This window comes from Bradyrhizobium oligotrophicum S58 (genome assembly GCF_000344805.1).
Classification (GTDB): Bacteria; Pseudomonadota; Alphaproteobacteria; order Rhizobiales; family Xanthobacteraceae; genus Bradyrhizobium; species Bradyrhizobium oligotrophicum.
In genome coordinates, this window is record NC_020453.1 from 7,752,951 (window position 1) to 7,767,192 (window position 14,242).

The following is a 14,242-nucleotide window of genomic DNA, read 5'->3' on the forward strand; positions in this document are numbered from 1 at the left end:
GGCTCCAGTATTGCAGAGACGCCTGCGATCAACCGAGAGGCCGCGGCGTACTGGATCGCCCGGTCAAGCCGGGCGATGACAGCGGAAATCATGGCGCTGCATTCGCGTGAACGTCCCCAGAGGCCTCACCGCTTCACCAGGCTCCACTTCGTCACCACCGCCTCGCTGATCTGGCCGGCATCCTGGGCGCAGGTGATCTCGTCGACCTTGACCGCGATCTGCTTGCCGAGCAGGCCCTTGAGCTGCGAGGCCTGCGCGGTGTTGGCGGTGACGAGCTGGAACGTCTCGGGACCGGTCTCGAGGTTGCAGAGGCCGCTCGGCGGCGGCAGACGGCGCGGCTCGCTGGTGATCTGATAGGCGGCAGGCTGACCGGGCTTGGCGCTGCGGAGCTTCAGCGCGGTGAGTTCACCGGACAGCACGTCACCGGCGTTGAGCGGCTTGCCCGCCTTCTGTGGCGCCTCGCTTTGCTGCGCCAGAACGGATGGCGCCGAGAGCGCCACCCAAATCGCGCCCAAAGCCAGCCGTTTGCCGAATCCGCGTTTCGTCATCATTCCACTTCCGTCTGTGCTTAGAACAAAGTCCGCTGTCGCATCGCGGCCGACAGCGTGCCTTCGTCGAGATAGTCGAGCTCGCCGCCGACCGGCACGCCATGCGCCAGCCGCGTGACCTTGACGTTCGCCTCCTGCAGGAGGTCGGTGATGTAGTGCGCGGTGGTCTGGCCGTCGACCGTCGCATTCAGAGCGAGGATGATCTCTGACACCTCGGGCGCGTGCGCGCGCTGCACCAGCGCATCGATGGTGAGATCCTGCGGGCCGACGCCGTCGAGCGGCGACAGCGTACCACCGAGCACGTGATAACGACCATTGCTGGCCTTGGCGCGCTCCAGCGCCCAGAGGTCGGCGACATCGGCGACGACGACGATCATCGCCGGATCGCGCCGCGGATCCGTGCAGACCGTGCAGGGACTCTGGGTGTCGATGTTGCCGCAGGTCTTGCAGACCTGGATGCGCTCGATCGCGACCTGCATCGCCGAGGCGAGCGGCACCATCAGCGCCTCGCGCTTCTTGATCAGATGCAGCGCAGCGCGCCGCGCCGAACGCGGCCCCAGGCCGGGCAGGCGCGCGAGCAGCTGGATCAGACGCTCGATTTCGGGACCGGCGACGGCCATCAGTTCACGAATGTCATTCGTTGACTAGCCGAAACCGAAGCCCGGCGGCAGGCCGAGCTTGCCGGTGATTGCCTGCATCTTCTCCTGCATCGCCGCTTCCGCCTTGCGGCGCGCATCGCCATGCGCGGTGACCAGCAGATCCTCCAGGATCTCGGCCTCCTCCGGCTTCAAAAGCGAGGGATCGATCTTGATGGACTTCACATCCATCTTGGCAGTCATGCGCACGGCGACGAGGCCGCCGCCCGAGATGCCCTCGACCTCGACATTGCCGAGCTCCGCCTGCATCTCCTGCATCTTCGTTTGCAGCTGCGCCGCCTGTTTCATCATGCCGAGAAAGTCAGCCATCGGAGCACCTCGTCATCAGCCTTTTTGTTGAGCATGATCTTTCGGAAAACCGGTCTCCACTTTTCCGGATCATGCTCTAGAAGTCATCATCACTATCGGACTCGTCAGGCGGCTCGACAGCACTGGCGTCCGATTCGGGCGGCTCGGGGGCGAGCCTGCGCACTTCGACCACCTTGGTGCCCGGGAACCGCGCCAGGATCTCCTGCACCCGCGGATCGGCTTCCGCGGCCGCCTCGCGTTCACTCTTGGCGCGCAGATTCTGCTCGCGCAAGGTCGCCTGGCCCGCCTCGTTGGAAACGATCACGGTCCAGCGCCGGCCGGTCCAATCCTCGAGCTTGCGGCCGAGGTCGGAGACAAGCGAGCGCTGCGCCGTCCGTTCCAGCGCGATCTCCAGCCGTCCCTCTTCGAAGCGGACGAGCCTGACGTCCATCTCGAGCGCGCTCTTGGTGATCAGGTCGCGATTCTTGCCGGCGAGTGCGGCGAGCTCCTGGAAGCTCGCGATGCGCAGCACAGGCTGGTCCTGCGATGCCGGCGCCGGCTGCGATGCCATCGCCTGCGGACGCATTCCACCACCGACCGCGGCGAGCGTCGGGCCTTGCGCACGCGGCGCCTGCATCGGCGCTGAGCTCATCACCGGAGGTGCACCCGCACTCATGCTGGGTGCAGATGCAGGACGCGCGCCGCCGCCGTTCGTGACAACAGGCGATCCGCCGCCATTCTGGTCGATCATCCGAATGGCTTCGTCGGGCGTCGGCAGATCGGCCGCGTAGGCAATCCTTACCAGCACCATCTCCGCCGCGGCGGCCGGGCGCGTCGCGCCCTGCGTCTCGGCGATGCCCTTGAGCAGCATCTGCCACATCCGCGACAGCACGCGCATCGACAGCTTGGTCGCGAAATCGCGCGCGCGAAGCCGCTCGGTCTCGCTGAAGGCGACGTTGTCGGCCGTCGCCGGCACCACCTTCACGCGGGTGACGAAGTTGACGAACTCGGCGAGATCGGACAGCACGACCACAGGATCGGCACCGACGTCATACTGCTCGCGGAATTCCTTGAACGCCGCCGCGATGTCGCCGCTGGCGAGATGGTGAAACAGGTCGATGACCCGGGTGCGGTCGGCAAGGCCCAGCATCTGCCGGACGTCGTCGGCCCGCACCTCGCCGGCGCTGTGGGCGATCGCCTGGTCGAGCAGCGACAGCGAATCGCGAACCGAGCCTTCAGCGGCGCGCGCAATGATGCCAAGCGCCTCGGGCTCGATCGTGACGCCTTCCTTGGTCGCAATGCCGGCGAGATGCTTCATCAGCACGTCGGCCTCGACCCGGCGCAGGTCGAAGCGCTGGCAGCGCGACAGCACCGTCACCGGAACTTTTCGAATCTCGGTGGTCGCGAACACGAATTTGGCGTGCTCCGGCGGCTCCTCCAGCGTCTTCAGGAAGGCGTTGAACGCCGCCGTCGACAGCATGTGGACTTCGTCGATGATGTAGACCTTGTAGCGCGCGCTGGCCGGCGCATAGCGGACGCTGTCATTGATCTGGCGAACGTCGTCGACGCCGGTATGCGACGCCGCGTCCATCTCCAGGATGTCCATGTGCCGGCTTTCCATGATCGCCTGGCAATGGGTCCCGAGCACCGGCATGTGGATGGTCGGACCCTTCACCGATCCGTCCGGCAGCTCGTAGTTCAGGGCGCGGGCCAGGATGCGGGCGGTGGTCGTCTTGCCGACGCCGCGGACGCCGGTCAGGATCCAGGCCTGCGGAATCCGGCCGGTCTCGAACGCGTTCGAGACCGTGCGCACCACAGCCTCCTGGCCGATCAGATCTGCGAAGCTGGAGGGCCGGTATTTGCGCGCCAGCACCCGGTAGGGTTTGGCGGGAGCCTCGGCGCTGTCGGGCGGAACGGGTGGGGCGCCAGCGTCAGTCATCGAGCGATCCGCAAGTGAGTATTCCAGGCCGGCATCGATCGCGATCGTCGACGCAATCAGCCTCGACGCAATCAACCGGAGCGCGGTCGAGCGCCCGCCCTGCGCGGGGTCCCCGCCATCTGTGCGCGATTCGCTCGAGAAAACAGGTAGGAGACTGACGAGCGACCCGATCCGGACCTCGTTAGGGCTGCTTCCTTCCGGACCTGACCCGGTTGGCGAGTGGCTCGTCCACCGCCAATCTCCCGCTGCCTATTTGGGGCCAAACCGTCCGGAAAGCAAGCGCGAGCTTCGCCGGGGGAGGCCGCCCCCCGCGGGCTTGTGCCGCAGCCCCGAAAGGCTTTAGGTGCCGTCGCGCTCGCCCGCATGACCGCCCTGCCCGGAACCTGCCGCATGCCCGAATCCGACTGGTCGCTGCACCCGCAACTTCAGAAGGACACGATCGATATCGGCGACCTGCCGCTGTCGCGCGTGCTGGTGATCAAGGACGCGAACTACCCGTGGCTGCTATTGGTGCCGCGCCGCGAGGCCGCCGTCGAGATCATCGATCTGGATGAGGTGGCACAAGCGCAGCTGATGACCGAGATCACGCGGGTCTCGCGCGCCGTCAAAGAGATCACCAAATGCGACAAGCTCAACGTCGCCGCGCTCGGCAACGTGGTGCCGCAATTGCACGTCCACATCATCGCGCGCCGCACCACTGACGTCGCCTGGCCGCGTCCGGTGTGGGGCGTGGCACCGGCGCTGCCGCACGACGCGCAGGAGGTGCAGCAATTCATCAGCGCCGTCAGGCGCAAGATCTGGTTAGGGTGAGAGATGTCACCATTCGACTTGTTCCCGCTGGGGCAGCCGGCCTTCGTCGGCCATTCGATCGACCGCGCCGCCCATCTGCGCTTCCATGACGACAAGCTGTTGGCCTTCGAGAGCAAGCCGTCGACGCGCGCCTATGTCGTGCATCGCGATTCGCTGGTCTTGAAGCGCGACGGCGACCAGCTGCGGGCGCTGCTGTCGATCGACGAGGCTCTGAAGTTCGGCGCCAATCCGGGCACGATCTTCCTGGGGCTGCGCGACGGTGAGGCCGTGTTCGGCATGGGCATCTCGCCGGTCGCGGTCGAGAAGCTCGCCGGTCGCGAGGATGTCTCGGTGACCGAGCTGCGCGGCATCGCGATGCAGGGTGCGATTCCGCCGGACCAGCTGGCGACGATCGCGATGGCCAAGTCGCTGGTGTCCTGGCATCAGCGCCACGGCTTCTGCGCCAATTGCGGCGCCAAGACCGCGATGCGCGAGGGCGGCTGGAAGCGCGAATGCCCTGCTTGCAAGACCGAGCATTTCCCGCGCACCGACCCGGTGGTGATCTCGCTGGTCGCCTCCGGCGACAAGTGTCTGCTCGGCCGCCAGAAGCAGTTTCCGGCCGGCATGTATTCGTGCCTGGCCGGCTTCGTCGAGGCGGCCGAGACCATCGAGGACGCGGTGCGCCGCGAGGTGTTCGAGGAGTCCGGGATCCGCTGCAGCGACGTCACCTATTACATGACGCAGCCCTGGCCCTATCCGTCGTCGCTGATGATCGGCTGCAGCGCTCGTGCGCTGAACGAGGACATCGTCATCGACCGCACCGAGCTCGAGGACGTCCGCTGGTTCAGCCGCGACGAGGCACGGCTGATGCTGCTGCGGCAGCATCAGGAGGGCCTCGCTGGCCCTCATCCCTTCGCCATCGCCCACCATCTGGTCGGCCGCTGGTTGAAGAACGACGAATAGCGGTAATTAAAGACCGCATTCTCGCATGGCGCGAGACTTGGCTGGACTGGTGGGAAGGTCTGAACGGCCGCGCCTTGCCTTGGAACGATTTTCTCTATATGAGGGTTTCTCGACCTTCATATGGAACAAATTTCTCCATGTCCGACATCTCCGCCCAGAGCCCCGAAGCCAATCGCCGGCTCGACGCTATCGACCGCAAGATCCTGATGGTCCTGCAGGAGGATGCGTCCCTGTCCGTCGCCGAGATCGGCGACCGGGTCGGACTGTCGTCGACACCCTGCTGGAAGCGCATCCAACGCCTCGAGGCTGACGGCGTGATCCTGCGCCGGGTCGCCCTGGTCGACCAGTACAAGATCGGGCTCGGCATCTCCGTGTTCGTGTCGGTCGAGAGCGCCGACCATTCCGAGGCCTGGCTGCGGAAATTCGCCGAGGCGGTCAGCTCCATGCCGGAGGTGATGGAATTCTACCGGATGGCCGGCGACGTCGACTACATGCTGCGCGTGGTGGTCGCGGACATGCAGAGCTACGACGTGTTCTACAAGAAGCTGATCAGCGCGGTGCCGCTGAAGAACGTCACTTCGCGCTTCGCGATGGAGAAGATCAAGTCGGTGACGGCACTGCCGGTGCCGCCGGTCTGAGTGGGCCATTTCGGCCGCCCTCGACGGTGTGGCGCGGGCGTCCGCACCTCGGCGTCATGGCTAACGAACGTTTACCGGAAGTTATTGCCACCGCTCTATTCTTCAGTGCGATGACGTCTGGTGCAACCATACCTCCATCTTCGCGCGCATGGCTCAATGCCACGGCGTTGCTGATCGCGAGCTTCATCGCGGTCGCGGCACTGTCACTCCAGGTACGCGCGGGGAGCGAAGTCGTGGCCGTCGCCTTCCCACCGTGGTGGAGCGCGCAACAAGCGATGCTCGCCGCAGCCTCGGCTGACGCAGCTCTCGTGCGCACAACGACCCTTTCATCACTGCTGGTCGTCCGTCCTCGCGAACATGACGGCCTGGCGCGGCTGCGCGAGGCCGGAGTCTGGCTCGTCATCGACCCGCAGGCGGTCTCCGCCTGTTTCGCGAAATGATCAATTTGGGGAATGGGAATGACTGTCGAGACCAGCGATCTGGCCACTCTCCGGCACACGACAAGCAAGCTGCTGCTGGCGGTGCTCTGGGTGCACGTTCCGCTCTCCCTCATGATCGGATTGTCGCGCGGCGACTGGCTGATGCCGACCATTCTCATGGTCGTCATGGCAATGGTGGCGACCCTGTCCTGGCGCAGCGCCGGCGATAGCTTGTCGACCCAGCTCACCGTCGCAGTCGCCATCATGGGCGGCGTATCCGTGCTCGTCTACCAGATGTCCGGACATGCCTGGCAGATCGACATGCACATGTACTTCTTCGCGGCGCTGGCCTGTCTGGTCGCGTATTGCGACTACCGGCCGATCCTGGCCGGCACCATCGCCGTCGCGCTTCACCATCTGGTCCTGAACTTCGTCTTTCCCGCGGCGATCTTCCCGGGCGGCGCTGATCTCGGCCGCGTGGTGCTGCATGCGGTCATCCTGCTGATCGAGGCCGGCGTCCTCGTCGCGCTCGCGCTCAAGCTGACGCAGTTGTTCGAAACCAGCGCGCGCAAGACCGCGGAAGCCGAATCGGCGATCGCCGCAGAGGCGCGCGCAACCGCCGAGCGGTTCGAGACCGAGCAACGCGTCAAGCAGCAGGCCGATCTTGCCCGGCGCGAGCTCGCAGAAGGCTTCGAGCGCAAAATTGGCGGCATCGTCGAAGCCGTAGCGGTCGCCGCGAACGAGATGCAGAGCCTGTCCTCGTCGATGAGCCGGAGCAGCGCGGAATCATCGCGCCAGACGTCGGCCGCGGCCGGCGCCTCGCAACGGGCGTCGACGAATGTCGGGACGGTCGCGGCGGCGACGGAAGAGCTGACTGCGTCGATCAACAACATCTCTCAGCAGGTGACGCGCTCGGCGGAGATCGCCGCGAAAGCGGCGGACGAAGCTCGCCGCACCAATACGGTGGTCGAGAGCCTGGCTGCCGGCACCCAGAAGATCGGCGAGGTGGTCACGTTGATCCAGACCATCGCCAGCCAGACCAACCTGCTGGCGCTGAACGCCACCATCGAGGCGGCGCGCGCCGGCGAACACGGCAGGGGCTTTGCCGTGGTGGCAAGCGAGGTGAAGGCGCTGGCCAACCAGACCGCGAAAGCGACCGAGGAAATCTCCAGCCAGGTGCAGAGCATCCAGAGCGCCACGGGCGACGCCGTCAGCGCCATCCAGGCGATCGGAGGAACGATTGCCGAGATCGACGACATCTCCAAGGAGATCGCCACCGCGGTCGAACAGCAGGGCCTCGCCACCGGAGAGATTTCCGGCAACGTGCAACAGGCGGCTGAAGGCACGCGGCTGGTCAGCCAAAGCATGGGCAGCGTGACCCGTGCCTCCGACGAGACCGGCAGCGCCGCCTCGCGCCTGCTGGAGTCCGCGAACGGACTAACCTCGCAATCGACCCGGCTCAAATCGGAGGTTGATCAGTTCCTGAGTTCCCTGAGGGCCGCTTGACCGCGTGATGGGAGAAGCGCGAACCTCGGCCGCCAGCGGGGCATCCTCGTCGCGGCCTCAGATCGTCTGGTTGTAGGCGCCGACTTCGGGATGCGTCCGCAGCACGACGTTGACCGCTTCGAACATGTCGTGCATCCGCCGCTCGGACACCGGGCTTTCGACCACCACCACGAGTTCGGGCTTGTTGGATGACGCCCGGACCAGGCACCAGCTGCCGTCCTCGACCGTGACGCGCACGCCGTTGACGGTGACGAGATCGCGAATCCGCTGCCCCGCCACTTGGCCGCCCTGCTGCTGCAGCGCCTGGAAGTGCTTCACCACGGCGTCGACCACGCCGTATTTGACCTCGTCGCCACAATGCGGCGACATCGTCGGCGACGACCAGGTCTTGGGCAGCGCGTCCTTCAGGTCCGCCATCGATTTGCCCGGCGCGCGGTCGAGCATCTCGCAGATCGCGATCGCCGACACCAGACCATCGTCATAGCCGCGGCCGAACGGCTTGTTGAAGAAGAAGTGGCCGGACTTCTCGAAACCGGCGAGCGCGCCGAGCTCGTTGGTCCGGCGCTTCATGTAGGAGTGGCCGGTCTTCCAATAGACCGTGTTCGCGCCCTGGGCCTGCAGCACCGGGTCGGTCATGAACAGCCCGGTCGATTTCACGTCGACGACGAACTGCGCCTGCTTGTGGATCGCCGACATGTCGCGCGCCAGCATGACGCCGACCTTGTCGGCGAAGATCTCCTCGCCGGTGTTGTCGACGACGCCGCAGCGGTCGCCATCGCCATCGAAGCCAAGGCCGACATCGGCCTTGTGTTCGAGCACGGCGTCACGGATGGCGTGCAGCATCTCCATATCTTCGGGATTGGGATTGTATTTCGGGAAGGTGTGGTCGAGCTCGGTGTCGAGCGGGATCACCTCGCAACCGATCGCCTGGAGCACCTGCGGCGCGAACGCACCGGCGGTGCCGTTGCCGCAGGCCGCGACAACCTTCAGTCTGCGCTTGAGCTTGGGACGGTTGGTGAGATCGGCGATGTAGCGCGCCGGATAGTTCTCATGGAACTGATAAGACCCGCCGCCGCCGTTCTTGAACTCGGCGTTGAGCACGATCTCCTTCAGCCGGGTCATCTCCTCAGGGCCGAAGGTCAGCGGCCGGTTGGCGCCCATCTTCACACCGGTCCAGCCATTGTCGTTATGCGAGGCCGTCACCATCGCCACGCAAGGCACGTCGAGATCGAACTGGGCGAAATAGGCCATCGGCGTCACGGCAAGACCGACGTCGTGCACCTTGCAGCCCGCGGCCATCAGGCCGGAGATCAGCGCATATTTGATCGAGGCCGAGTAGCCGCGGAAATCGTGCCCGGTCACGATCTCCTGCTTCACACCGCGTTCGGCGATCAGCGCGCCCAGCCCCATGCCGAGCGCCTGCACCCCCATCAAATTGATTTCCTTGTTGAACAGCCAGCGCGCGTCATATTCGCGGAAGCCCGTCGGCTTCACCATCGGCTCGGATTCGAAGGCGTAGGTATTGGGAACCAGGACAGGCTTGGGTTTCGGAAACATCAGGAGGTGGCCTCGGCAATATCACAACAATGGAAGAAGGCGCTCGTGCGTAGCACGACGTCAGACAACAATGTCAGAAGGCAGAGGAATGCAGGCAACAATCGGGCAGGACCGCTCGAGCTAGCCACCAGACGGACCATTCAACGGCTGGGACTCGGGATCGGCCGGCCCTGCCGGTATATGGGGGCCGGTGGCGCGCGAAACAACATTCCGCTTCGGCGCAGCCTATTGCTCCAGCACCATCTGGCCGTTGGCGTAGGCGAAGCGCTTGAGCTTGGATAGGAACGACAGGCCGAGCAGGTTCTCCGACAGCGCCGTGTCGGGCAGCACCAGCGCATCGACGTCGCGCACGGTGAGCTCGCCGAGTTCGACCATCGCAAGCTTGGCCCGCGCCGCCTTCACGGTGCCGTTGGCCGTGGTCACATTGGCGGTGTAGTCGCCACGAGCGGGGCGCAGGCCGAACCGGGCAGCCGAACTCTCGTTCAGCGCGACCATCGAGGCACCGGTATCGACCATGAAGCTGATGCGCTGGCCGTCGATGCGGCCGTCGGCCCGGAAATGACCGCGGCGGTCGGTCGGAATGGCGAGGCTGCGCTGGCCCGTGGCAGCTGACTCCATCGTCGCAGCACGGGCAGACGGCGTCGCGGATGCCGACGCGGGGGTCAAGCGATCGGCCAGTTGCGCCATGAAGGTGCCGAGACCGACGAGAACGGCCGCGAAGATCATTATGTTACGCATTACGCAAACGCCCGACTTTACCCCGCAACCGATTTGACCATCAAAGCCGCCAACACGCGACTGAGCCGGACAGGCTGCCGCCGCCATTTTGGCGAAAACGATGAGCGAAGCGTTAACGATGGCGATGGCGGCGGTATAATTTGCACGAGCTACGTGCCGCGCGGCTTGGCCCGCCGGGTCGGCTGCGCATTGGCGGGATCATCGGGCCAGGGATGGCGCGGATACCGGCCGCGCAGGTCGGTGCGGACGGCCGCATAGGAGCCGCGCCAGAAGCCGGGCAGATCGCGCGTCACCTGCACCGGGCGCTGCGCTGGCGACAGCAGCTCCAGCACCAGCGGCACCGCGCCGCGCGCGATCGACGGATGAACATTCAGCCCGAACAGTTCCTGGAGCCGCACCGCGATGGTCGGGCCCTGCTCGGCCTCGTAGTCGATCGCGAGCAGGGTGCCGGTCGGCGCCTCGAAATGGGTCGGCGCCTCCCGGTCGAGCCGGGCGCGCAGATCCCACGGCAGCAGCGCCATCACCGCGTCCGAGACGTCGCCGGAAGAGACATCCTTGAGCGAGGTCTTGCCGGCCAGCAGCGGCACCAGCCAGTCGTCGCGCCGCTCGGCCAAGCCCGTGTCCGACAGGTCCGGCCAGCTATCGCCCTCCGCCTTGCGCAGGAACGTGACGCGGTCGCGCCATTGCCTGGCGGCCTTCGACCAGGGCAGGCGGTCGAGGCCGGCAGCGCAGATACCCCCGGCGAAGATGCGCGCGGTTTCCTCGGACGGCGTCAGCGCGACCGGCGCATCGGCCATCGTGATCGCGTGCAACTTGCGCCGGCGGCGCGCCCGCAGCGCCATCGCGTTTTGATCGAAGCTGACCTCGTCCTTCATTTCGATATGAGCAGCAAAATGCCGTTCGATGTCCTCGATCGCGAGCGGCGCAGCGAGCAGGATGCGGCCGCTGGCGGCCGTTCCGGTCAGCTCACCGACCGCGATATAGGGCAACCGCGCCAGCGACGAGGTCTGCTCGACCGCGGCGCCGCGGCCATTGGCGAGCACGAAGCTGCCATTGCCGCGATTGCGCGCGACGCGATCGGGGAAGGCGAAGGCGAGCATCAGGCCGGTGGTCAGCTCCCCTCCCCGATCCGGTGATGAAGAAGGGCCGACCTGCTGCGCCCAACGCCGCGCCATGTCACGCGCGCTCTGCGCGCGGGACGAGCGGTCGCGGCGGAATTGATCGAGCCGCACCTCGAGGTCGACACTGTCGCCGCCGAGACCACGCTCGGTCAGGATGGCCGCGATGTCGGCCGCGTCAGCGGCTGCACCATAGTCGGCGGCATCGACGATCATGCGGGCAAGCCGCGGCGGCAGCGCCAGTGCCCGGAGTCGGCGGCCCTCATCGGTCAGGCGACCGTCGGCATCGAGGGCACCGAGCTCGTTCAGCAGGTCGCGCGCTTCCTTCCAGGCCGGCTGCGGCGGCGGATCGAGGAAGCTCAGCGTGGTGGGGTCGCTGACGCCCCATTGCGCGAGATCGAGCACCAGCGAGGACAGGTCGGCGCTGAGAATCTCCGGCTGCGTGTAGGCCGCGAGCGAGGCCGTCTGCGGCTCGTCCCACAGACGATAACAGACGCCGGGCTCGGTGCGGCCGGCGCGACCGCGGCGCTGGTCGACGGCGGCGCGCGAGGCCCGCACGGTCTCCAGCCGGGTCAAGCCGATATCAGGCTCGTAGCGCGGTACCCGGGCAAGGCCGGAATCCACCACGATGCGAACGCCCTCAATGGTCAGCGAGGTCTCGGCGATCGAGGTCGCCAGTACGACCTTGCGGCTGCCCTTCGGCGCCGGCGAGATCGCGCGGTCCTGTACCGCGGCGTCGAGCGCGCCGAACAGCGGCACGACCTCGATTGCAGCATCGTGGACGCGCTCGGCGAGCATGGTCTGGGTGCGCCGGATCTCGGCGGCGCCCGGCAGGAAGGCCAGCACCGAGCCGGCATCGGCTCGCAACGCGCTGGCGATCGTCTCTGCCATCTGCCGCTCGACCGGGGCATCCGGCTTGCGGCCGACATAGCGGGTCTCGACCGGAAAAGCGCGGCCCTCGCTCTCGACCACCGGCGCGTCACCGAGCAGGCTGGCGACCCGGGCGCCATCGAGCGTTGCCGACATCACGAGGATGCGGAGGTCCTCGCGCAAGCCCTGCTGCGCATCGCGCGCCAATGCGAGGCCGAGATCGGCATCGAGCGAGCGCTCGTGGAATTCGTCGAACAGCACGGCGGCGACGCCGGTCAGCTCGGGGTCGTCCAGGATCTGCCGGGTGAAGATGCCCTCGGTGACGACCTCGATGCGGGTCGCGCGCGAGATCTTCGAGCCGAAGCGCACGCGATAGCCGACGGTGTCGCCGGCGCGCTCGCCGAGCGACTTCGCCATGCGTTCGGCTGAGGCGCGAGCGGCGATCCGCCGCGGCTCCAGCACGATGATCTTCTTAGTCCCGACCCAGGCCGCATCACGCAGCGCCAGCGGCACGCGCGTGGTCTTGCCGGCGCCCGGCGGCGCCACCAGGACGGCGGTATTGCTGCGTTCGAGCGTGCCGGACAGTTCGCCCAGCACGGCGTCGATGGGCAGCGGTGTGTCGAAGCGAAGGGGCAATCAATGAACCCGTCATCACCCGCGAAAGCGGGTGATCCAGTAAACGCAGATCTCGCGGATCACGACGATCGAGCGTACTGGATACCCCGCCTGCGCGGGGTATGACAATGTCATGTCGTCAGCCCTTTACCGGCGGCCTGCCGACGCTTTCGTAGACGAAGCCGTGGGCGGCCATCTCCTCGGGGCGGTAGACGTTGCGCAGGTCGACCACGACCGGGCTCGCCATCACCTGCTTGAGGCGATCGAGATCCATGGCGCGGTACTGCACCCATTCGGTGACCAGCACGATCGCATCGGCGCCGGTCGCACACTCATAGGGATCCTCGTAATAGGCGATCTCTGGCAATTCCTTCTTGGCCTGCTCGATGCCGACCGGGTCATGCGCGCGCACCCTGGCGCCCATGTCGAGCAGCCCCGTCACCAGTGGGATCGACGGCGCTTCGCGCATGTCGTCGGTCTCCGGCTTGAAGGTGAGGCCGAGCACCGCGACCGTCTTGCCGCGCAGATTGCCACCGACGGCATGCGCCACCTTGCGCGCCATCGCGCGCTTGCGGTTGTCGTTGACCGCCAGCACCGATTCGACGATGCGCAGCTGCGTGTCGTAGTCCTGCGCGATCTTGATCAGCGCACGCGTGTCCTTCGGGAAGCACGAGCCACCGAAGCCCGGCCCGGCATGCAGGAACTTGGCGCCGATACGGTTGTCGAGGCCGATGCCGCGGGCCACTTCCTGGACGTCAGCGCCGACCTTCTCGGCGAGATCGGCGACCTCGTTGATGAAGGTGATCTTGGTCGCGAGGAACGCGTTGGCGGCGTATTTGATCAGCTCGGCAGTGCGGCGCTCGGTGTACATCATCGGCGCCTGGTTCAGCGACAGCGGACGGTAGATGTCACCCATCACCTTGCGGCCCCGCTCATCCGAGGTGCCGACGACGATACGATCCGGCCATTTGAAGTCGCGGATCGCCGCACCTTCGCGCAGGAATTCTGGGTTGGAGGCGACGACGACATCGGCTGAGGGATTGGTCTCGCGAATGATGCGCTCGACTTCGTCGCCGGTGCCGACCGGCACCGTCGATTTGGTCACCACCACCGTGAAGCCGGTCAGCGAGGCCGCGATCTCGCGCGCGGCGGCGTAGACGTAAGTGAGGTCGGCATGACCGTCGCCACGCCGCGACGGCGTGCCGACGGCGATGAAGACGGCGTCGGCCTCCGCGACCGGCTGCTTGAGGTCCGTGGTGAAATCGAGCCGCTTGGCCTTCACATTGGCCGCGACCAGCGCATCGAGCCCGGGCTCGAAGATCGGGATTTCTCCGCGATGCAGCGCGGCGATCTTGCTTTCGTCCTTGTCCACGCAGGTGACCTGGTGGCCGAAATCGGCGAAGCAGGCACCGGACACCAGCCCCACATAGCCCGTGCCGATCATCGCAATTCGCATCGAAACCCATCCTTCAAGGTTAATACTTTCGCGTCTTAAACCATTTGCGGCTCAAGGGGAATTTAGAAAACGGCATGACGTTTGGATGACAGAGAGGAGTATTAACGGCTCTGCCCGACAATGCGGCAGCTCCGCGCCAAAG

The 14,242-nt window shown here is 66.2% G+C and carries 13 protein-coding genes and 1 other RNA gene; 5 read left to right on the forward strand and 9 right to left on the reverse strand.

Features of this window, described 5'->3' with window-relative positions:
- Positions 1–125 precede the first annotated feature (125 nt).
- From S58_RS33590 to ffs, 5 genes are all read right to left on the reverse strand, one after another.
- Positions 126–548 (reverse strand): hypothetical protein, encoded by a 423-nt coding sequence (locus S58_RS33590; RefSeq protein WP_015669894.1) that lies wholly within the window; start codon positions 546–548, stop codon positions 126–128.
- A gap of 20 nt (positions 549–568) precedes the next feature.
- Positions 569–1,168, reverse strand: coding sequence for a recombination mediator RecR (gene recR / locus S58_RS33595; protein ID WP_012047111.1), 600 nt, complete (start codon positions 1,166–1,168; stop codon positions 569–571).
- A 24-nt stretch (positions 1,169–1,192) separates the two neighbouring features.
- Complete coding sequence (locus S58_RS33600; protein WP_008964176.1) at positions 1,193–1,513, reverse strand: YbaB/EbfC family nucleoid-associated protein; 321 nt, start codon at positions 1,511–1,513, stop codon at positions 1,193–1,195.
- A gap of 76 nt (positions 1,514–1,589) precedes the next feature.
- The gene (locus tag S58_RS33605) at positions 1,590–3,431 is read right to left on the reverse strand and encodes a DNA polymerase III subunit gamma/tau (RefSeq protein WP_015669895.1); all 1,842 of its coding nucleotides are present in this window, start codon (positions 3,429–3,431) and stop codon (positions 1,590–1,592) included.
- Positions 3,432–3,577: 146 nt separating this feature from the next.
- Positions 3,578–3,674: signal recognition particle sRNA small type (ffs, locus tag S58_RS36035), an RNA gene on the reverse strand.
- Between the two features lie 147 nt (positions 3,675–3,821).
- Between ffs and S58_RS33610 the strand changes: the two genes are divergently transcribed.
- The 5 genes from S58_RS33610 to S58_RS33630 all read left to right on the forward strand — a co-directional run bounded on the left by S58_RS33610 (position 3,822) and on the right by S58_RS33630 (position 7,746).
- Positions 3,822–4,241, forward strand: a complete 420-nt coding sequence (locus S58_RS33610) for an HIT domain-containing protein (protein ID WP_042341073.1) — start codon at positions 3,822–3,824, stop codon at positions 4,239–4,241.
- Between the two features lie 3 nt (positions 4,242–4,244).
- Positions 4,245–5,183 carry an NAD(+) diphosphatase gene (gene nudC / locus S58_RS33615; RefSeq protein ID WP_015669897.1) on the forward strand — a complete coding sequence of 313 codons (939 nt, stop codon included), beginning with the start codon at positions 4,245–4,247 and terminating at the stop codon, positions 5,181–5,183.
- Positions 5,184–5,320: 137 nt separating this feature from the next.
- Positions 5,321–5,821, forward strand: a complete 501-nt coding sequence (locus tag S58_RS33620; RefSeq protein ID WP_015669898.1) for an Lrp/AsnC family transcriptional regulator — start codon at positions 5,321–5,323, stop codon at positions 5,819–5,821.
- Positions 5,822–5,931: 110 nt separating this feature from the next.
- Positions 5,932–6,261 (forward strand): hypothetical protein, encoded by a 330-nt coding sequence (locus S58_RS33625; RefSeq protein ID WP_042341074.1) that lies wholly within the window; start codon positions 5,932–5,934, stop codon positions 6,259–6,261.
- Between the two features lie 18 nt (positions 6,262–6,279).
- A complete protein-coding gene (locus tag S58_RS33630; protein WP_042340398.1) occupies positions 6,280–7,746 on the forward strand; it encodes a methyl-accepting chemotaxis protein in 1,467 nt (488 codons plus the stop codon).
- Positions 7,747–7,803: 57 nt separating this feature from the next.
- On the opposite strand, the gene S58_RS33635 is transcribed toward S58_RS33630, so the two are convergent.
- The 4 genes from S58_RS33635 to S58_RS33650 form a co-directional block, all read right to left on the reverse strand.
- Positions 7,804–9,303: a phosphomannomutase/phosphoglucomutase gene (locus tag S58_RS33635; protein ID WP_015669901.1), complete on the reverse strand. Its 1,500-nt coding sequence runs from the start codon at positions 9,301–9,303 to the stop codon at positions 7,804–7,806.
- A gap of 225 nt (positions 9,304–9,528) precedes the next feature.
- Entirely contained in the window at positions 9,529–10,029 is a 501-nt protein-coding gene (locus tag S58_RS33640) for a TIGR02281 family clan AA aspartic protease (protein WP_015669902.1), read from the reverse strand.
- Positions 10,030–10,190: 161 nt separating this feature from the next.
- Positions 10,191–12,665, reverse strand: coding sequence for an ATP-dependent helicase HrpB (hrpB, locus tag S58_RS33645; RefSeq protein ID WP_015669903.1), 2,475 nt, complete (start codon positions 12,663–12,665; stop codon positions 10,191–10,193).
- Between the two features lie 118 nt (positions 12,666–12,783).
- Positions 12,784–14,100: a UDP-glucose dehydrogenase family protein gene (locus tag S58_RS33650; RefSeq protein WP_015669904.1), complete on the reverse strand. Its 1,317-nt coding sequence runs from the start codon at positions 14,098–14,100 to the stop codon at positions 12,784–12,786.
- Positions 14,101–14,242 lie beyond the last annotated feature (142 nt).